Source organism: Streptomyces nigrescens, from assembly GCF_027626975.1.
Lineage (GTDB): Bacteria > Actinomycetota > Actinomycetes > Streptomycetales > Streptomycetaceae > Streptomyces > Streptomyces nigrescens.
Map to the genome: position 1 here is coordinate 1,032,903 of NZ_CP114203.1, position 19,592 is coordinate 1,052,494.

Consider the following 19,592-nt stretch of genomic DNA (forward strand, 5'->3'; position numbering starts at 1 on the left):
TCCCCTCACGATTTGAGTGCTGGTCGACGCGGCGGCCTGCCGCGCTGGGCGGCGATGAGCCGCTCGATGGCGTACGACGACTCGATGCCGTCGTAGGTCTTGGCCGAATCGAGGGGTGCGGCGTCGTTGACCACCTGGGCCACAACAACGGTGCCCGGACGCGGGATCGGGTCGGGGATGTCGCAGGAGCTGCGCACGGTGATCGCGGCGAGGCCCACTGCGGCAAAGAGGTGCTGCCAGTCCAGGGGGCAGTGACGGCTCGGCATGCCTCCGGCGGATTCGTAAATCCCGTTGTCGACGATAGCCAGCGTGTGGTTGTCAAGGGTCGGCAGCCTGCTGCCCAGAGCTGTAAGGACGGAGAGATTCATGAGGAAGCTGCCGTCTGTGTCCACGGCGAGGACCGGCCGCGGTTTCATGGCGATGGCCATACCCGTCGCGAGGGCGGACACGTCACCCATCGTGTCGGTGAACAAGGTTCGCTCCGGAGCGAGTTGAAAGAGTTCGTCACTGGTGCGCCCCAGGGAGGACACGACGACGCAGTCGGGATCTAGCCGGCCGAGAAGCGCCTGCAGAAACTCGGATGTTCTCATGCGGCACTCCGCAACTGCTGCAGGAAAGACTGATTGGCGATCAGGGCTACTGACCGCTGGCCGGTGTCGGCTGTGGCGTATGCCTGACGAAGCAGCGTGCCGAAGTGCTCCAGCGAGTGGATCTCCTGAGACAGCACGGGAAGCATGCGCAGGTGCGTGTGCATGGTCTCCTCGTGCGGGAGGCCCCACCAGTTCCTTTCGCCGAAGGCCCCACGGCGGGCCAATATCCAGACGGAGTGCAGACGATGACTTATCGTCAGGCGTGCCAGCGTCTCGCATGCGCGACGCAGCCCCGAGTTCTCCATGAGGACCAGGCTGCGCGCTCCGGCGAGGCGGGCGCCCGCCGCCAGGCCGACCGCGGTGGCCTCGTCGCACGCCGGCTGGTAGTCGATCTCTGATCGCTGAGCGGCCAGTGTGTGCAAGGGCGCCAGCAGCGAATCGGGTACGCCGCTGATGAAGTCCACACCGGCCTGGAGCAGTGATTCATAGGCGTCGCCTGCCGACATGCGGATCAGTGTCCGGTCGACACGAGCTCGACGATGATGTTGGAGTAGTGCGTGGTGCCGACGTTCTTCAACAGATGTGCGGGGCCCACCTGGTGGTAGACGGCATCTCCTACCTGATCGTTGCTGGGATGAACCGTGGAGTCGACGTCTATCGTCTCGGTCTGTCCACCGGCGACGACGACGTAGACGTAGTCGCAGGGGTGCTGGTGGATCTCTGTCTGCTCCCCCGGGGCCAGATCGAGTGTCCAGACGCGGACCCGCTCGTCTTGATGGACCAGCTGGGTTCCGACCTGCACGATTTCATCTGACATCAAATACGACCTCTCCATGACGGCACGGGCGGTGAAGGAGGTGAGAGCCGGCGTCGGGATCGATGGGCCCGACGGGAACGACCTTGGCGGCGGTGCGGCAACGACGTGCCTGAGGCACAGCCGCGGGGCAATTCCCAACCAGCGCTCTCCATGGAAGGCCCCCACGGCGCAGTGGACAAGACCACATGGCAGGTCGGCTGAATCTCTCTTGGACGGCCAGCCCAGAGAAGGACAAAGGGCCCATTTCACCTCTCCTTGGGTGCGTCACTCTGCCAAGTTGCGCTACGTCGCACGTGTAACTGCAAAAACGCAGGGAGCGGCCCAGTCTGTGGCTCCTGTTCATCACCGCGAGCGCAGCCGTGAGCAGGGCGCCGCAATGGTCCGCACGCGGCGAGATGATCCGCCTCTCGCGGGCTGCGCCGACCATATCCCCTGATGAAAGCCAGTCCCGGTGAGGCCCGGGCCCCGATGACCCCCGTGTGCAGGGGCCCGGGCAGAACGCGAAGCTGGACGCCCGGTCCGTGTCCGACGGAATCAGCCAGCCGTGCGAGGGCGATTGACTCTCTTACGTACGGAACATATTTTCCTGCGCACCTCTCTGCTCAGACGTCCGCGACTGCGTGACCGGAGGCTTGTGCTGCCCTGAACCGGGCTGGCCCTTCACCGCCCTTCGCGTACCAAGGCGGTGCGGCCTGCGCGCCTGGGGTGGGGGAAATGGCGGCTGCTCTTAGCCACAACAGCGCCCGTCGGTCCCGCGAAACCGGATCAGACGCCGAACCACTTCTCGATCTCTGCCGCCGCCCCGTCCTCGTTGACGGTTAGGGTCGTGGCGTCGGCGATCTGCTTGAGGTGCGCCGGAGCGTGCCCCATGGCCACGCCGCGCCCCGCCCAGGCGAGCATCTCGGCATCATTGTGGCCGTCACCGATGGCCAGCGCCATTCGGCGATCCGAACCCAGCATCGAGGTCACCTTCTCCAAGCCGGAGGCCTTGGTCACCCCCAGCGGTCCCAGGTCGAGCCATGCCTCAAAGCCCACTGCGTAGCTGGCTCCACGGATGCGGAGCCTTTGCATCAGGGTTCGAAAGTCCTCACTCGTCTGGCTCGGGTCCCGGACGACGGCCCGGATGACCGGCTCCGAGCACAGACCGTCTAGAGGCGCGACGATCTGCGGGCCGAGAAGCTTCTCCTCGGGGAACTGATGCGTGACCAAGTAACCGGTGCCCGCGATCTCTACGGCGACCCGAGCAGCCGGAACATGCTGCAGCAGTGCGTCCAGCGCCGGCCGGGCGTTGAATGCCTCCTGCGCAAGGATCTCGCCAGTGGGCATCCTCGCCACCACTGCTCCGTTGCTGCATACCGCCAGCCCCTCGCGAAGGCCCGTGCTGCGGAAGAGTTCCATGACCTCGAAGGACGCCCTGCCCGTGGCGAGCACGACGTGGCAACCGGCGTCGGACGCCCGCACGAGCGCCGCACGAACGCGATCCGTGATCTCGCAGCCGGGCTCGACGAGTGTGCCGTCGATGTCCAGGACGAGCATCTCAGGCTGCCAGCGGGGCCCGGGAATCCCCACATGATGGTCTCCGTTGTCCGGGCTCAGGTTGCTGCGATCCATAACTCGACACCGCTCCCTTGGGCTGCATGGTCAGTGACAGGGTCCATGAGCATCCGTCGTGCGGGAGCGGGTCCGCAAGGTCCGAGGCCCTTCGCCGAACACTGCGGGCCATCTTCCGGGCCTGCCCTGTGTTGCGGATGTCGCGGCCTTGCTTGTGGAGCTTCTCCTCAACAAACAGAACAGCTTGGCAACGACTACGTAGTGCTTTTCGACGAGACAGACGGATGCTCGGCCGTGCAGAGCACAGTCCGGCGCGAGCAGGTCGGAGAGCACTGAACGTCGATGGCCGTTCGTCGAACCGGAAAAGATTCAGGCGAACTTCGTACTGGTCGAGGCGGGCGAGGCGATCCCGGCGGACGGCGATGTGATCGACAGGTCGCCGCGGTCGACGAATCGGCAGTCACCGGTGAATCCGCACCCGTCATCCGAGAATCCGGCGGCGACCGCTCCGGGGTCACCGCCGGCACCACCGTGCTGTCCGACCGCCTCGTCGTACGCGTCACCTCCCGCCCCGGACAGTCCTTCCTGGACCGGATGATCGCGCTGGTCGAGGGCGCGACCCGGCAGCGGACCCCCAACGAGACCGCGCTGCACATCCTGCTCGCCGCGCTCACCATCCCTGCCCGCTGCTCCCGCCGAGGCGGGAGCCATGGAGCGGGCCGCCATCGCCTGGCTCCGCCCGCTCCGCGTAGCCGACCAAGCGTCCCGCCGACTCCCCACGCGACATCCGGCCCGTCCGTCTGCAAGGCTCGGCATAGGTGACGGCTGTCTTGCCGGGCACCGGGATCCGAATGAGATAGGCCGGTGTCGCGAAAAGACGGCCCACTGGGCCCGCCCTCGAACGCAGGAATCCCCGCCGGCAAACCGACGGGGATTCCTCACCTCTCACGCGGTATCACACGCGTCTCACCAACAGCATTGACGCTCCTGGGCCACAAGGGCCTGACCTGCGCCTACGCTCCTGACCTGGACCATCTAGACCACACAAGACGCGATCTGCAACCTGTGCCAGGTGCGACCGTCAGCTCGGAGCGGGTGGCTACGGCCAATCCAACAGAGCCGCAGCCCCAAGGTCTGCATCAGTCAAGATCCGGACCATTCCCGGGCCAGCAGGCCCGGCAAGATCCCCACGGCTGCCATATTCGCAGGTCAGCGAGCTGCTTGCGCTGTACCACCAGACGAAGAACCTGCTGGTGAGCTACTCGGCGAAGAAGCTGGGGTTCTTCTAGAGCCTCAACTCGGTTGGCTGGAGGGAGCTTCGCCCCTCCAGGCAACCCGGGCTCGCAGTCACTGTCCTCGATCACACCTCGCCGACCACCTGGCCAGCACCTGACCTCACAACCCATCGCGGACGGCTGCCCCGACCGGGACGGCTCTCAGGCCAAGCCGCTGTACGCGGCCAACCAGCCCGTGGCCAAGTGGTCGCTCCGGGTGAAGACGACCGCGCCACGGTGGCCACCCTCCGGGTCGTCCGGTGCCGGGCGCGGGTAGGGGAGTTCGACGGCGGCGCGCTCGGCCGGGTGAAGCTCCACCGACGTGCCGTCCCACAGCCGTACGGTCGCGCCACGCGGGCAGCCCCGGACCAGGACACCGTCCGGGCCCGGGGTCAGGAGCGCGCCCGTCGTGCGCTCCGCGAGGAGTTGCCGGTAGCGCTGGGCGGGCAGGGCGCAGCCGTTGGGTGGTGTGGTGCCCGGCCAGTCGGGGGCGCCTATGCCTCGCTTGCGGGCGGCACGCCACATCTGCGGCACGAGCCGGGCGGCGAGCGGCGCGGTGGCCATCTGCTCGCAGATCCACAACAGGCGCCCGGCGCCGCGGCGCGGGCCGAGTTCCCGCCAGCGGATCCGGGCGGCCAGGTCGGCGGCGACGACGGCGGCCCAGGGGTGCACGGTGCCGAGCGGGCCCTGCGCGCCGAGCCAGGCCAGGTAGCGCTGGGACTCCTCGTAGATGCCGGTGAGGCTCTCGGAGGGAATGCCGAGGACGTACGGGGAGCGGCTGCGGAATACCTTGGGGCTGTGGGCGACCAGGAGCAGCGCTGCCCGCGCCAGGTCCCCGGCGGCCACCGGTTCGTCTGCCGGCCGCGCCGGGGCGCCGCCCGTCTCCGGGTCCTGGGGGTCCAGGTGGCCGCCGTTGCGCAGCACCCGCAGCAGCACGGCGCGGGCCCGGTCGGTGAACTGCGCCTGTTCCAGGTTCGGCAGATGCGTGGCGAGCAGGGCGGTGAGCAGCTGCTCGGCCGTGTCCGGGTCCTGGGGCACGGGGGCGGCGCGCAGCGCGTCGGACAACTCGTCGGCGAGGTCGGTGGCGAGCATGAAACGGCTGGTGAGGGTGCCGAGCTCGGTGGCGACGAGGGTGTCGTCGTGCTCAAGGCCGGGGCTGCGGCGCAGGTAGCGGGCCTCGGTGAGGAAGTCGACGGCGTCGTACAGCGGGTCGAAGCTCTCGTTGCCCTGGTGGGAGGAGAGGGTGCGGGTCCACCAGTTCTCGGCCTCGCGGAGCGTGCGCACGCGGCCCTGCACCGCCTCGGCCAGCAGGTGGTCGGGCAGGCGTTCGCGGATGCGGGAGCGCACGGTGTAGCCGGCGGCCAGACGGGCCTGCCACTCGGGCCGGTCGGTGCCGTCGGTGAGGAGGAAGGCCCAGCCCTCGCGCTCCCCGGCGCCGACGCGCCCGGCCCGGCCGAACATCTGCTGGACCATGGAGACTTCGACTCGGTCCAGGCCGATCTCGGTGTCACGTACGACGACGGCGCGGGCGGGCAGGTTGACCCCGGCCGCCACGGTGGACGTCGCCACCAGGGCGTTCGCCTCGCGGTTCCGGAACGCCTGTTCGGCCTCGCGCTTGTAGGGCCAGTCCCGGTAGTGGATGCGTACGCCCGCCAGCGAGCAGAGCCGCTCGACGGCCTCCGGGTCGTCCTTGTCGACGCCCTTGGTGCGGGCCCCGCGCTCCTCGGCGAGGGCGAGCGCGGTCATCCGCACACCGCGCTTGCTGCCGCAGAACACCAGGGCGCTGCCGCCCTCGTCAGCGATGGTGCGGACCTGGCGGACGGCGGCGCGGGTGCGGGCCGCGGCGCGGGCGCCCCGGTCACTGTTGGTGGACGCGGCGGGGACGGGTATCTGCCAGATCAGCCGGGTGGGCCGCCACGTGGTGCGCACAAGGCGGGCGCCGAGCCAGTCGGCGACCTCGTCGGCATTGGCGACCGTCGCGGACAGGCCGACGACGCGCACCTGCCCGGTGTCCTCGCCGACGCGAGCGAGCAGGGCCTCCAGGACGGGGCCGCGGCCAGGGTCGCCGAGCAGGTGGACCTCGTCGACGACGAGGCAGCCGACGTCGGCGAGGGCGTCGCGCAGCGAGCCAGTGCGGCAGATGGCCTCGAACTTCTCGGTGGTGGCGACCCAGATGTCGGCCTTGCGGATCAGCTCGGCGTCGACGGCGTACTCGCCGGTGAGGCGCACCACGCTCAGTCCGTTGCTGCGCCACAGGTCGAGTTCATGGTCGAGTTCGTCGGTCAGGGAGCGCTGCGGCACGAGCCAGGCGGCCTTGCGGCCCTGTGCGTTGGCCTTGAGGGCCGCGACCATGCCGACCGGGGTCTTGCCCGCGCCGGTCGGGGCGACAACCAGGACGTTCCCGTCGTTCTCGAGGATCGCCGGGACGGCGTCGGCCTGCGCCGGGTTGAACGTCGGGTACTTCAGGAACCGCGACCAGCCCGGCGGCACCAGGTCGGCCACCGGGACGTAGGCGTCGTCGGCGTCCTCGGGCAGCTCCTCCAGGGCGTCCCACTGCAGCGCGAACGCGTCACGGGCGGCATGGGCGCCGGGACCCGCGACCGGGGCCGCCGGCAGCGGCCCGGAGCGGACGGGCCACGCGACGAGGTCGGTCCGGTACCCCGAGTCGCTGACGGTGCCGACAACTTCTGACTCCTGCCAGTGCCGTGCACAACGGTACGGAATGTCCTCGTCGGCCAGGTACGCGCGCAGGGCGTCGAATTCCGGGCCGTCCGGCATGATGACGCGGATGTCCTCGGCCGCGTCGACGACCTCGAAGGATGGCCGCCAGTGTGGGTCGGTCACCTTGCACCAGTACAGGAGCCGCAGTTCCGGATCGGCCGGCAGCGGCAGATCGGCGGGCCAACTGGGCCCGGGGGACGTTAAGTTGGAGGCAATGATGCGCGCCGGGCCGGGAGCAGGCCGGAGTTTCGCGCCGGGGGAGGCATGGATCGGTCTGATGGTCAGGCCGCCGGGCTCATCACCCGTGGGGCACGGGCCGAGCAACATCTCCCAGGCATCGTCGGCATCGCGGCCGGGATTCGGCTTCGCGGCGGGAGCGGGCGTGGAGGCCTTTGCCCAGCCGCTGTGGCCCATGAGTTTGTCGTACGTCTTCACGCCGAGATCCGCGAGGGCGTAGGCAGCGGGGCAACTCGGGCAGACGACGGCGACGTAGCGGTAGACGCGCCCCTGGGACTCGTACGGCCTGCGCAGAGAGTGCAGTTCGCCACCGCAGGCGGGGCAGCCGCGCGGGACCTTCTCCTCGTAGCTCCAGCCCGGCTCCTCGAATCGGGCCGGCAGCGGGTCGGTCAGGCGGACCCCCCATCGCGTGCGGACCAGGTCCGGTACGGATTCCCCCGACGCGGCCACTCCATCCTGCTTTCCCCCACCAGCCGTGCGCATGAACCAACTCTGACACAGGGGCCACCGTGGAGCGAGTGACCGCTCACACGTGGTGAGGACGCCGGCGCAACCCCCGGATTCCGGCGCGATGTTCTACGGTCTTCGGTGCGGAGCGCGGCGCACGGAGTGCGCGACGTCAACGGTGCCCGCAGAGGGAGGAATTGTGCTCGACGAACTCGTGACGGCCGGCGGTACGGCAGTGGTCGGAGCCATGGCCACCGACTCCTGGATGCTCGCCCGCACCCGCGTGGCGGAGCTGTTCCGGCGCCGCGGCGGCGAGGACCGGCAGCAGGCGATCGAGGGCCAACTCGACAGCAACGCCCGGCTCGTGGCGGAGGCCGAGGACGGCGACCAGGTGCGGCAGATGCTCCTTCCCCTGTGGCAGCTCGAGCTGCGCTCGCTGCTGCGGCGCGACCCGGCCGCGGCCGAGGAGCTGCGGGCCCTGATCGAGGAGGTCAGGCCCGCCGGGAACAGCGAGTCGAAGTGGGTGCAGGACGTCGTCGTACGGGACAACGCGAAGGCGTTCCTGGTGCAGGGCGGAAACATCGTCAACCACCACCACAGCCCCGAGTCAGCGCCGGCGCGTTCCGCCGAACCGCCGCGGGAAGGAAGGGTCGAGGGTGAAGGTACCGCCGGGGCCGCTCGGTGACAGGAGCTGACGAGGGCACCCGGCAAGGCCGTCGGGTCGCCACCGGCGGCGGTGGCGCACCGCTGCCCGGCCCGGCCGCGGAGGCGGCCGTCCAGCAGACGATCCGTGTGGAGAGCGGCTTCGGGTACGGCGTCGTGGGCGCCGACCTGCACGTCTTCCCGGATCGTGGGCCCGTCTACCTGCTCGGCGAGCACCGGAGTGCGGCCCCCGCGCCGGACGACACCTGGCTGCTTCACCAGCCCAGCCGGATGCTCAACGCCCGCTACCGGCTGGTCGACTTCACCGGCCGGGAGCGGGAGCGCACCGAGCTCGCCGCCTGGCGGGACGCCCCCGGGCCGCGGCTCTCGGCGACATGGCTGCACGGCCCCGGCGGGCACGGAAAGAGCCGCCTCGCCGACGAGTTCGCCGCCGAGAGCGCCGCCGCGGGCTGGAAGGTCGTCACCGCCACGCACGGCCCGGGCGCCGTCCTGGACCCGGGCCGGAAGAGCGGCGCGGACCTGCGGCCCGACGGGGCTCGTGGCATGCTCCTCGTCGTCGACTACGCGGACCGCTGGCCTGTCTCGCACCTCACCTGGCTGTTCAGCAACCGGCTGCTCACCGGCTCCCTGCCGACCCGGCTGCTGCTGCTCGCCCGCTCGTCCACCGCCTGGCCCGCCGTGCGCTCCGCCCTGGAAGACGTCATGGCCGACACGCGGGACCAGGAGCTGGCCCCGCTGGGCACCCCCGGCGGCGACCCGCGGGCCCGGTCGGCCATGTTCGCCGCGGCCCGGGACTGCTTCGCCGCCCGGTATGGTGTGCCCGACCCGGCCGTGATCGCACAGCCGAAGGATCTGGAGCGCCCGGAGTTCGGGCTCGTCCTCGCAGTGCACATGGCCGCCCTGGTCGCCGTCGACGCCCACGTACGCGGCGAACAGGCCCCGGACGACCTGGCCGGCCTCTCCGCGTACCTCCTGAACCGGGAGCGACGACACTGGACCCGGCTGTGGGAGAACCGCCTGGAGGGACTGGACTTCAGCACCGCGCCGAGCGACATGAACCGCGTCGTGTTCACGGCCGCCCTCACCGGGGCCGTGTCACCGGGGGACGGCAGCGCTCTGCTCGCGGGGATCGGCCTGGAGCGGCCCCTGCGGCTGCTCACCGACCACGGCACTTGCTACCCGGCGGCGGAGCCGGGCGCCGTTCTCGAACCGCTCTACCCGGACCGGCTCGCCGAGGACTTCCTCGCCCTCAGCCTCGACGGGCACCGCGTGACCGGCTATCCCGCCGCCCCCTGGGCCGCACCGACAGCGCGCACGCTCAGCGCCCGCGCCCCGGACGGTGCGGTTCCGCCGTCGGTCACGCGCGGCCTGACGTTCCTGGCGGCCGCGGCGGCACCGGGGCGCTGGCCGCACATCGCCGGGCACCTGGAGCAGATCCTTCGGCAGGACCCGTCGGTGGCCGTCGCCGCGGGCAGCGCGGCCCTCACGGCGCTCGCCGAGACCACCCTTCCGGCCTCCGTCCTCGCCTCCGTGGAGACCTGCTTCCCGGAGTTCGGGCAGCCCGACCTGGACGCGGGCATCGCGACGTTCACTGCCCGGCTGGTCGCCGAACGCCTCCCCCACACCGCCGACCCCGCCGAGCGCGGCCGCCTGCACCAGGGTCTCGGCTTCCGGCTCGGGCGGGCGGGGCGGGCACAAGAGGCGCTGGCCGCGGATGAGGAGGCGGTGCGCTGCTTCCGGAAGGCGGCGGCTGCCGGTACACACCCGGCTGGTTCTCCGTCTCCGTCCTCTTCCCTTGCCGCGGTCTCGTCCACATCGCCGTACATTTCCCCGACCGCGACCCTGGCGACCGCGCTGCTGCACCTGACCCAGCACGCCTTCGACGCCGACGCCCCCGACCGCGCCCTGCACGCGGCCGAGGAGGCGACCGCGCTCTTCCAGGACCTGGCCGTGGCGGACCCAGCGGCCCACGAGCCCGGCCTTGCCCTGGCCCTCGCACAGGTGGGCCGGGGGCTGGCTGCGGCCGGATACCCGGACCGGGCCATGGCCCCCACGGAGCAAGCGGTCGGGATCTTCTGGCGTCTGACGGCGACCCAACCGGACCGGTACGAGACCGGCCTCGCGCTCGCCCTGAACAACCTCGGCATCTTCTCCTGGCAGCTGCGCCGCCTCTCGGACGCCGTGGCCGCGCAGGCGCGAGCCATCGAGTTCGCCCGGCGCGGCCTGGCGGCCGGCCCGCCCGCCGGGTCGCTGCTCGCCCGCGCGTTCGTACTCGACGAGTCCGAGCTGGCGCAGTGCCTGGGCAACCTGTCCTTCCTGCTGTGGGCGTCGCGGCGCAGGGAGGAGGCAGTCACCGCGCTGGAGGAGGCGGTCGCGACCGCCCGACGGCTGGCCGCGGTGGCGCCCGCCGTGCAGGAGCCCGTCCTGGCCGACCTCGCGTCGCGGCTCGCCACCTATCTGGGGAGGCTGCAACGGTGGCGGGAGGCCCTCACCCTGGCCGACGAGGCAGCTGGGATCACCGCACGGCTCGCGGCGGCCGACCCGGTCCGGTACGAGAGCGACCATGCGAAGGTCCTGCGCCAGTCGGCCCAGGCCCGGCTCGGCGCCGGGGGCAACCTCGCCGCCGCGCGCCGGGACGCCGACATGTCCGTAGCGATCTACCGGCGCCTGGCGGCCGAGGACCACGCGGAGTACAGCCGGGCCCTCGAAGAGGCCGTGGAAGCCCAGGAGTTGGTGCGGTCAGCGGGCAGCGGCGGCGCCATCGCCCCCAAGACACGCTGGACTTCGGAGGAGCACTGGGTGAACCTCCTGAACCAGGACGAGGTCTGGCAGGACATTCAGGACCGCCGCCACCGACTGGACGAGATGCCCCCGTCCTACTGCGGCAACGTCCTGCGCTTCATCCGCAAACAGGCCGACCAGCTCATCGAGTTGCTCGCCGACGGACTCGACGTGACGCCGGAGGCCCTCGGCCTGACCGACCGCGACGACGCGGCGTCCTGGCTGGACCGCCAGCCCCTGATCGTCGCCCTGGCCCGGCGTGCCAGGGGCGAGTCGGCCCGGCCCGAAATCTGCCACTGCGGTTACCCGGTGGCCCCGGACTGGCACCACGAGCACTGCTATCCGGGCATCGTCGTGGACTGACCCGGACGACCCCAGTGGTGCGGTACGACGCCGAACAGACCGCTGGGGCCGTTCCCCCCTCCGGGCGCGGGCAGGAAGGTACGACAACACGCCCCTCCTGCCCGGCAGGCGACCACCCCCTGCCTCGGGCACCCGCAACGACTGCACTCAGGCCGAAGCCGTCATCGCCCGAATACCACGTGCCCCGCATGCGTAGAGCTGCTCGGCACCGCTACTTCATCAGCGGGGCCGCACTGTGGGAGGCGTCAGTTGTCCGTTCCGTCGCCGGGGACGGCGTCGGCGGGGGCGGTGTGCCAGTTGGTGACGATGGGCTTGTCGACGGTGACGGAGCCGGTGGAGACGCTCGCCGGGTCCGGGTCGGACGTGCCGATGGCCGCGATGAGGAACGTGAACTCGACGCCACCGTCGCCGTTGGTGGTCTTGGGGTTGATCCCGGCGTAGGCGGTCTTGGAGCCGCTGAGCGTGATGGCCGGGCCGACCGCCTGTTCTGCGTTCGTTGCCTCGATGCCCTTGGAGCCGAAGGAGACCGAGGGCAGCCCGCTGGGGATCGTGCAGGTGATTCCGGGCTTGGCGCGGGCGGACAACAGGATGTAGCCGCCCGCCTGAGTCTCGGAACGCGCCGAGAACTTCAGATCGTTGGCCCCACAGGCCTGCCCGTAACCCTTCTTGTCACCGGACGGGCCCGACTTGGAGCCCGACGAGGACGAACCGTCCTTCCCCGACGCGCCCCCGTCCGAAGACGAACCGGCCGCCTTGCCGCTGTCGGAGCTCTTTTGGGACGCACCGCTCGACGACTCCGCGGTGGCCTTGGCGGACGCCGCGGAGTCGCCGCCCGAGGCCGACCCGCTACCGCCATCCGAGCCGCAGGCGGTGACAGTCGCCGCGAGCGCTACACCGGCGGCCGCGGTGAGCGCGACACGTCGTATGCGGGCGGTGCAGGTGCGGTTCACGGGTGCTCCTCATTGGGTTCAGGGATCGAGGGACCAGGCCGGAAAGACTTGCTGACCCCTCATCGGATGTCCCTATTCTCACCCATGCCGCTGCCGACCCTACGCGCGGGCAACTCCCCAACATGCTGGTCAGTCAGCGATGTTGGACTCAACAGGGTGCGAGGGGCCCGAGCCCAGCCGTGCGCGGTGCGCCCCGGCCGCACTGCGTCCCGTCACGGGATCAGGGCCCCCAGCACTACCTTCCGGCGCGGGCTGGGACAAGCGTCACCGTCAGTTCGCTCTCCCCGGGCCCCCGCGCGTCGTCCGGATCAGACGTGCCTGCCGATGGTCTTCCGGATCCAGCCCACGTAGGCGGGCACATTGCTGTAGAGGCCCGGCCCGCCCGCGCAGGCCTGGTCCGAGTCACCAGGGCCCGACGTGGTGCCCATGAGCTCCCATCGCCCGCCCTTGCCGCGCTGGATCTGGGGTCCTCCGGAGTCCCCGATGCACGCCATGGCGTCCGGTACCCGGCTGACCGTGCACAGCCGGGTCTCCCCCGCGTAGCCGGGGGAGCACTCGGTGTCGGCACCCCTGCGGGCTCCGAGTTCCTGGAGCCGGTCCGCGAACACCGCCTTGGTGATGTCGGTCGTGTCGACGACGGTGCCGAAGCCAAGGAGCCGGGTCGGGGTACCGGGCCGCCCGGGCCGGTCGGCGATACGGATGGGCTTCTCGGCGACCGGGCGGTCCAGGCGGATCAGCGCGACGTCGTTCCGGTTGGGCCCCTCGCCCCCGCCCTGCTTGTAGCCGGGGTGGATCACGGTCCGCTCGATGGCGCGAACGGTGCCCCCGTACTTCCGCTGCTCGCTGCCGATGCGGACGATGCCGTCCGGCTTCACCAGCGTCGTATCGACGCAATGGGCCGCCGTCAGCACCCACTGCGGATCGATCAGTGACGCTCCGCAGACGCCGTCGTCCGTCACCTTCGGGACCGACTGCGGGATCGACGCCATGAACGGGTAACTCTCCGTGGAATCCTTCCCCTTGACGATCGCTCCGGCGCTGCCGGTCGTCATGGTGGCGCACATCGCACCGGCCAGGGCGACGGTGGTGACAAGCGCCGCACGGCGGTGCCTGGACTTCACGCTGAACACAGGGGTTCCTTCCCCTCGGGTGTACGGAATGCCACGGTCACTTCGGGCACGGAGTGCCGGCGCTCACTCCACTTGGACAGTGACGTTGAGCGAACACGACGGGGCTGATGAGAACCATCGGCCATGGAGGATGCTCCCTCCCTGTGCACCCTGCAGGGTGCCTCGGACATCGGACCCGTTCAGCCTGTGCGTTCACGATTCACTGATCCATCCGGGCAGCGGGTCCATGCACGGTAGGGGTATCCCCCGGCTCTCACCGCCTGCGGCCGGTTCGTCACCGAACGGACTCTGCACCGCCCCTGGAGGGGCCGGTCACTGCCACCCAGTACCTGGAAGGCCGGCCGACTGCCCACATGATCGCGATGCGGGCGATCCACATGACGACACCAACAACCAGCTCAGGCAACGCATCCTGACGGGAGCACTAGGCGCTGAACCGCTGTGCGGCCGCGCGCAGACGCTTGCCCCGCTTGCCCGTTACCGTTCTGACCGGGATCAGCACCGCCCACCACAGCTTCGCGCCGGTGGGTGAGACGAAGGCGAGCGGTACGGCGGCCGCGAAGACCAGCACCGTTGACGCAAGGTCAGCAATGTCGTTGCGCACGATGGGGTCGGGCAATGCCGCGCTCCCCAGCCATGGGCGCTTCCAGAGCACAAGCGTCAGCGCGAGCTGCGTGGCTCCCATGACCGCGACGGCACCGGAGTAGATGGCCACGGACTGCGGCAGGTCCCCGTACTCGGCCAGCAGCGTGGTGGGAAAGGGCATCAGGGCGACCAGTCCCAGACTCAGCAGCACGAGCCTGATGACCGTCCCGTCCACGTCCCTCACGTACTGGAAGAGCTGGTAGTGGCCCCGCCAGAACGCCGCGATGACCAGCAAGCTGAGGGCGTACGCCCACACTTTGGGCATCACGTCCCTCAGTGCCTGCGCGAATCCGTCGGAGTCCAGACCGTCGGGCAGCGAGATGTCCAGCGCCAGCAGGGTCATGGCGATGGCGAACACCCCGTCGGACAACGCGAGGAGCCGGACTGCGCTGCCCTCGTCGTCCCGTACTCTCCGGCCACCGTTCACCACGCCACCCTAGGATCATCTGCATCGGAATACAGCGATTTACCCCTTGCACGTGTTGAGCCGGCCACCGGACTTCGTGGGCCGCAGAGCGGCATGTTGGCGGGGCTCGGTATGCGGGTGCGTGACCGGTCCGGGGATTTTTTCTCCACGCCCTTCCCGAATTCGGAATTAGGCACTTCCGCGCTCGCCGTGCAGTGGGTCGTGGCCCCCTACCTCTGTGTTCGGCAGGCGACGCCGAGTTCCGGACCATTCACGGACCCACGCTCCACCTACGGTGGGGCGCATCGCCGCGCATCGCACGAGGTGACGAGTGAGCAGGTGTGCAACGGCGTGCCCAGAAGGTACTTTTCGCTTCCCATTCGCGCGCCGCATTCCCACCATCTACTCAGTTCAAGCGCCAGGAGAAACGTTAATTCTCCATGCGGATTTGCATACTTGGTTATTGGCGCATCACCTGCCCATTGGTCTGAACGGGTATCGGCCAATGGAGGTACGTTCTCAATTAACGCGAACGGGTGGATAGTGAAAAGCCTCCACCGGGTTTCGGAGCCCTTGGTGCGAGCGGAATGGAGGCCGCAGGTGACCATTGAAGAATGGCTCAAGACCAATGTAACCACCGACACGAGAGCGCTCGGATGGTATAGCGGCCCGGAGTGCGAGGATCGCATCGTCCGGGCCTATCGCGAGCTGCTGAGTGGCTATGAGATCGACACCTCGAAGATCCTCAAGACCACTTGTGTGGTGGACGGCGAGCACGCCGGCGTGGTGCGTGTCCAGGAGAACAACTTCTTCTCGATCTGCGCCCACCACTTCCTGCCTTTCTTCGGGAAGGTCAACATCTCCTATGTGCCCGGGGACCGCATCCTCGGACTCGGGAAATTCCCTCGTCTGGTGCAAGCGTTCAGCCGGCGCTTCCAGATCCAGGAGTACCTCGTCAAGGACATCGCTGAAGAAATCATGTCCTCCGGCGGCGCAAAAGCCGTGCGAGTCACCTCCCGCAGCCGCCACCTCTGCATGTGCAGCCGTGGTCCATCCGACCAGACGGTGATCACCGACACGTCTTATGTGGCAGGAAATCAGGAGTTGATGGCCAAGTTCGGCCTGGACGACTGATCCGGACTCGCGTGGCGGGAGGTGCTCATTGATACACCCTCCCGCCACGCGACCCCCGGCCATCCGTCGTCCCGTTCCTCAACGGCCGACTGCGCGGGACAACGCGCCGGCCACTACAAGGAGAACCCGTGCACGACAGGAAGAGAGGCAGTCAGCGCCGTGCCTTGACGTCGCCCTGGAAGTACGCGCTGGCGACATGGCTCGCCGGTGTGCTGGCGGCGATCGGTCTGGGTGCCGTCTCACCTGCGGGTCCCGCCCTGCGTTCGTCACTGGGCCTGTCGGGCGGTGCGCTCGCGTGGGCCACGTCGAGTATCACGGCTGTGAGCGCCGTCCTCGGCATCCCGGCGGGATGGTGGGTCCGCCGCTTCGGTGCCCAACGAGCCTTGTCCTGGGGCCTCTTGGTGATGGCGGTGGCAGCCGCCGTCAGCGCGACCGCAGGCTCCTGGGGACTGCTGCTGGGGTCACGTATCGCTGAAGGAGTCGGCTACCTGCTGGTGTTCGTGGCGGGTCCGGTCGTTCTCACCGGCATGACGCAGGGCGCCGTCCGATCGGCAGCGCTCGCTTTGTGGGGCACCTGCGTCCCGACGGGGCTCGCCATCGCCGCGGCCACGGGCGGTGCCCTGGCCTCCTGGTGGACATGGCACCAATGGCTGGCCCTCACCGCGCTCGGTCCGCTGATCATGGCCGGAGTGCTCACGACCGTCCTGCCTCGGCTGCCGAGGACGGCGGTCCCGTGCGCTCACCGCGAAGCCGGCACCTGGAACGGGGCGCTGAGGCTCGGCGTGGCGTACGGAAGTCTGTCGCTGGTCGGCGTCGCCGTGGTGATGGTGCTTCCGCCGTTTCTCACCGAGCACCGGCAGGCCACGCCGGCGGTGGCCGGGACTGTCGTGGCGGTCGTCTGCCTGGGGAGCGCGGTCGGCGGGCTCGTCGCCAGTTGGCTGCTGCGGCGCGGCGCGGCCCTCGCCTCACTGGTCCCGCTGGGCGCATTGATGCCGGTGGCCTGCCTCCCCGCTTTCTCGGCCGAACTCCCCCTCGTGATCAGCGGCGGAGCGGCCACGCTTGTTCTTGTCGTCGACGGACTGCTCATCTCCGCTGTCTTCGCTGCCGTCCCCGCCTCGGTGAGCCGTCCTGAGCATCTCGATGTCGCCAATGGCATCCTCAACCAGCTCGGCGGTGTGGGGATTCTGATGGGGCCACCGGTCTTCGGGCTGGTCATCGCTGCCGCGGGGTGGGGCGCCGTCGCCGCCGCGACCCTGGTCTTCGGCGGACTGGGCGCGGTCCTGTTGCTGACGACCGCGCGCACTTCCGGGACCGGTTCGCCATCCGGTGTGTCCCATTCGCCCGACGCACCGGATGGTTTGGGTATGAGGGAAGGGCCGGAACCCATAGGGAAGGCGGCGGACGTCAGCAATCCCGACTCCAGGTGACCCTGACCGAGCCGTGGAAATGTGGCGTTTCCGACTGCTGTACGGGCTGACGGCAGACCCTCACCTCGGAAAGGGCAGGATGAAACTCGACTTCCTTCTGTTGCGGGACAACACCTTTGGCGAGTACTGCCTGTACTGCCATGCCGAGACGGTCACCTGGATCGTCGTGGACGGAAGAAAACGCTGCACCTGCAGTTCGTGCGGCCGCGAGGCGGAAAGAGCCGTTGTCATCGACCCCCGCATCTGCTGGTGGACCGATTCGGACGGCGAGTACTGGCATGAGAGTGCCGGTGTATTCGTGCGTGACCGGCGTGCGAGGTTTCTCTTCTTCCAGCGAACCGCCTTTCCTTACTCTTTGACCGTCCCCGCGGGTCACGTCGAGCGCGGGGAGGAACCCAAGTGCGCGGCCGCGCGGGAGCTTTGGGAGGAAGTGGGAATCCGCGACGCGCACGGGGGCCTCCGGCTCGTGGCGGACGAGTATTTGAAGGGAGACGTGTGCAGAAGGGGCTCCGACGCGCATCGTTGGCATGCCTATCTGCTGGAGGTCGATGAGCACCGGGAAGCGGGAGCCCAGGGGGAGGTGACCGTGAATGAGGAAGGGGAGGCACCTGTCTGGCTCACTCTCGACGAGGCACGCTCCCGTCAGACGACGTTCGCGGTGGAACGCATCATGGATCTGCACTCCGGGAAACTCCTCCCCGGCGGTACGCGTACGCCCACCGGTCCTCGTGCTCCCGGCGTTCCTCGTGCTCCCGGCGGCCTGCGTACTCCCGCCGACCCTCGTACTCCCGGCGACCTGCGTAATCCCGGCGAGACGTGGCAGGACCCTTCGGACGGTTCTCGGGCGTGACGTCTTCCTCGTAGGCCACCGCCGATGGTGCGCGGGACCTGGCCTCGCGTGGCCTCTCGTGGCCTCACCTGGCCGCCCATGGCCCCACGCTGCCGGTGTCAGGCTCCCCGATCAGTGGGAACCGGCCCAGACGGCCGGGGTGCGGTGGGACCAGGGGGCGGCCTGTTCGAGCTGGGCGGCAAGGCGGAAGAGGGTGTCTTCGCGGCCGTAGTCGGCGGCGAACTGCAGACCGATGGGCAGTCCGGTGGCGGGGTCGGCCGCCAGCGGTACGGACATGGCGGGGGTTCCGGCGACGTTGAAGCCGGCGGTGAAGGGGGAGCGGTCGAAGATCCGGTCGAGCCAGCCGAGGCCGTCGAGGTCCTCGACGCCTTCGGCGTAGACGCCCAGGCCCGGCGGCAGCTCGGGAAGGGTGGGGGTGAGCAGCACGTCGTACCGGTGGAAGTGGCGGCCGACGCTGCGGGCGACGGTGTTGCGTACGCCGAGCGCACTGACGAAGTCGGCGCCGGAGACCTGGCGGCCCCAGGCGTAGCCGGCGAGTATCTCGGACTGGACGGTGGACGGATCGATGGGCCGGTCCGACGCGGCGGCCAGGGCATCGAGCCAGGGGACCAGATTGGCCGTCCAGAGCCGTGCGTTGGCCAGGACGAACTGCTCCCAGCTCACCCCGAGGTCGAGCGTGGCCTCCTCCACATGGTGGCCGAGCGAGGCGACGAGTTCCGCGGTGCGGGACACGGCGTCGGCCACCGGACCCACGGTGCGGCGCCGGCCTCCGCCCTGGAGGATGACGCCGATGCGAAGGCTGCCCGGGACGCGGTTGATCTCCTCGGCATAGGGGCGTTCCGGCTCCGCGGCGAAGTACGGGTCACCGCTCTCCGGGCCCCGGATCTGGTCGAGCAGCGCCGCGCTGTCGCGCACCGTGCGGCTGACGCCACCCTGGACGGCCAGGCCGTTGAAGATCTCGTCGACATCGGGGCCCATGGACACCCGGCCACGGGTGGGCTTCAGCCCGAACAGGCCGGTGCTGGCGGCCGGGATGCGGATCGAGCCCGCCGCGTCCGTGCCGTGCGCGAGCGGGACGATGCCGGCCGCGACAGCAGCCGCTGAACCGCCGCTGGAGCCGCCCGGCGAGCGGTCGAGGTCCCAGGGGTTGCGGGTCGGCCCGTACAGGACGGCCTCGGTGGTGATGCCGTAGGCGAACTCCGGAGTCGTGGTGCGGCCAATGGTCGCCAGCCCGCCCGCGCGGAAGCGCCGCATCAGGTTCGAGTCCGCCGGCGCGACATTGCCCTGGGCGAGTCGGCTGCCCAGCTCCACCCGCTTGCCGGCCATGGACACGCCCAGGTCCTTGAGCAGGAAGGGCACGCCGGCCAATGGCGCCCCTCCTGCGGACGCCTCACCCACGCCCTCCGCAGTCTCGGCGGGCCAGGTCTCCACGACCGCGTTGATCAGCGGGTTGACGGCGGCGACCGCCTCCAGCGCGGCCGCCTCCAGCTCGGCGCCGGTCACCTCGCCACGGGCGACCAACTCGGCCAGCCCGACGGCGTCATACGTCACGTACTCCGACAGCTTCATGAGAACTCCCCTATGGCACGACGTACCGATCAGTCTC

Annotated in this window: 14 protein-coding genes and 1 pseudogene; 6 read left to right on the top strand and 9 right to left on the bottom strand. The window is 69.8% G+C overall.

Translation table 11 applies throughout. The features are described from left to right. Positions 1-5: 5 nt before the first annotated feature. From STRNI_RS04835 to STRNI_RS04850, 4 genes are all read right to left on the bottom strand, one after another. A complete protein-coding gene (locus tag STRNI_RS04835; protein ID WP_274739674.1) occupies positions 6-590 on the bottom strand; it encodes a thiamine pyrophosphate-dependent enzyme in 585 nt (194 codons plus the stop codon). Beyond that, positions 587-1,096: a thiamine pyrophosphate-binding protein gene (locus STRNI_RS04840; RefSeq protein ID WP_274739672.1), complete on the bottom strand. Its 510-nt coding sequence runs from the start codon at positions 1,094-1,096 to the stop codon at positions 587-589. The genes STRNI_RS04835 and STRNI_RS04840 overlap by 4 nt, the downstream gene beginning before the upstream one ends. 5 nt (positions 1,097-1,101) lie before the next feature. Further along, positions 1,102-1,407 carry a cupin domain-containing protein gene (locus tag STRNI_RS04845; RefSeq protein ID WP_274739670.1) on the bottom strand — a complete coding sequence of 102 codons (306 nt, stop codon included), beginning with the start codon at positions 1,405-1,407 and terminating at the stop codon, positions 1,102-1,104. 765 nt (positions 1,408-2,172) lie between these two features. After that, complete coding sequence (locus STRNI_RS04850; RefSeq protein ID WP_274739668.1) at positions 2,173-3,018, bottom strand: HAD family hydrolase; 846 nt, start codon at positions 3,016-3,018, stop codon at positions 2,173-2,175. Between the two features lie 316 nt (positions 3,019-3,334). Here STRNI_RS04850 and STRNI_RS04855 point away from each other — a divergent pair. Continuing rightward, positions 3,335-3,636: pseudogene (locus tag STRNI_RS04855) on the top strand (P-type ATPase actuator domain-containing protein); the annotation flags it as partial. A 758-nt stretch (positions 3,637-4,394) separates the two neighbouring features. On the opposite strand, the gene STRNI_RS04860 reads toward STRNI_RS04855, so the two are convergent. Further along, positions 4,395-7,673 carry a DEAD/DEAH box helicase gene (locus STRNI_RS04860; RefSeq protein ID WP_277410617.1) on the bottom strand — a complete coding sequence of 1,093 codons (3,279 nt, stop codon included), beginning with the start codon at positions 7,671-7,673 and terminating at the stop codon, positions 4,395-4,397. Positions 7,674-7,836: 163 nt separating this feature from the next. On the opposite strand from STRNI_RS04860, the gene STRNI_RS04865 reads away from it, so the two are divergent. Then, complete coding sequence (locus STRNI_RS04865; protein ID WP_277410618.1) at positions 7,837-8,322, top strand: hypothetical protein; 486 nt, start codon at positions 7,837-7,839, stop codon at positions 8,320-8,322. After that, positions 8,319-11,444, top strand: coding sequence for an ATP-binding protein (locus STRNI_RS04870; protein ID WP_277410619.1), 3,126 nt, complete (start codon positions 8,319-8,321; stop codon positions 11,442-11,444). Before STRNI_RS04865 ends, STRNI_RS04870 begins: the two co-directional genes overlap by 4 nt. 245 nt (positions 11,445-11,689) lie before the next feature. On the opposite strand, the gene STRNI_RS04875 is transcribed toward STRNI_RS04870, so the two are convergent. The 3 genes from STRNI_RS04875 to STRNI_RS04885 form a co-directional block, all read right to left on the bottom strand. Beyond that, positions 11,690-12,394 (bottom strand): DUF4232 domain-containing protein, encoded by a 705-nt coding sequence (locus STRNI_RS04875; protein WP_277410620.1) that lies wholly within the window; start codon positions 12,392-12,394, stop codon positions 11,690-11,692. Between the two features lie 308 nt (positions 12,395-12,702). Beyond that, positions 12,703-13,524 carry a S1 family peptidase gene (locus STRNI_RS04880; RefSeq protein WP_277410621.1) on the bottom strand — a complete coding sequence of 274 codons (822 nt, stop codon included), beginning with the start codon at positions 13,522-13,524 and terminating at the stop codon, positions 12,703-12,705. A 424-nt stretch (positions 13,525-13,948) separates the two neighbouring features. Next, on the bottom strand, positions 13,949-14,599 hold the full coding sequence (locus STRNI_RS04885; RefSeq protein ID WP_277410622.1) for a TMEM175 family protein: 651 nt from the start codon (positions 14,597-14,599) through the stop codon (positions 13,949-13,951). A gap of 576 nt (positions 14,600-15,175) precedes the next feature. On the opposite strand from STRNI_RS04885, the gene folE reads away from it, so the two are divergent. The 3 genes from folE to STRNI_RS04900 all read left to right on the top strand — a co-directional run bounded on the left by folE (position 15,176) and on the right by STRNI_RS04900 (position 17,986). Then, positions 15,176-15,709 carry a GTP cyclohydrolase I gene (folE, locus tag STRNI_RS04890; RefSeq protein WP_018088757.1) on the top strand — a complete coding sequence of 178 codons (534 nt, stop codon included), beginning with the start codon at positions 15,176-15,178 and terminating at the stop codon, positions 15,707-15,709. Positions 15,710-15,837: 128 nt separating this feature from the next. Next, positions 15,838-17,136, top strand: a complete 1,299-nt coding sequence (locus STRNI_RS04895; protein WP_277410623.1) for an MFS transporter — start codon at positions 15,838-15,840, stop codon at positions 17,134-17,136. A gap of 79 nt (positions 17,137-17,215) precedes the next feature. Further along, positions 17,216-17,986 carry an NUDIX hydrolase gene (locus STRNI_RS04900; protein WP_159484589.1) on the top strand — a complete coding sequence of 257 codons (771 nt, stop codon included), beginning with the start codon at positions 17,216-17,218 and terminating at the stop codon, positions 17,984-17,986. A 111-nt stretch (positions 17,987-18,097) separates the two neighbouring features. Here the strand turns inward: STRNI_RS04900 and STRNI_RS04905 are convergent, their stop codons facing one another. After that, on the bottom strand, positions 18,098-19,555 hold the full coding sequence (locus tag STRNI_RS04905) for an amidase (protein ID WP_277410624.1): 1,458 nt from the start codon (positions 19,553-19,555) through the stop codon (positions 18,098-18,100). Positions 19,556-19,592 lie beyond the last annotated feature (37 nt).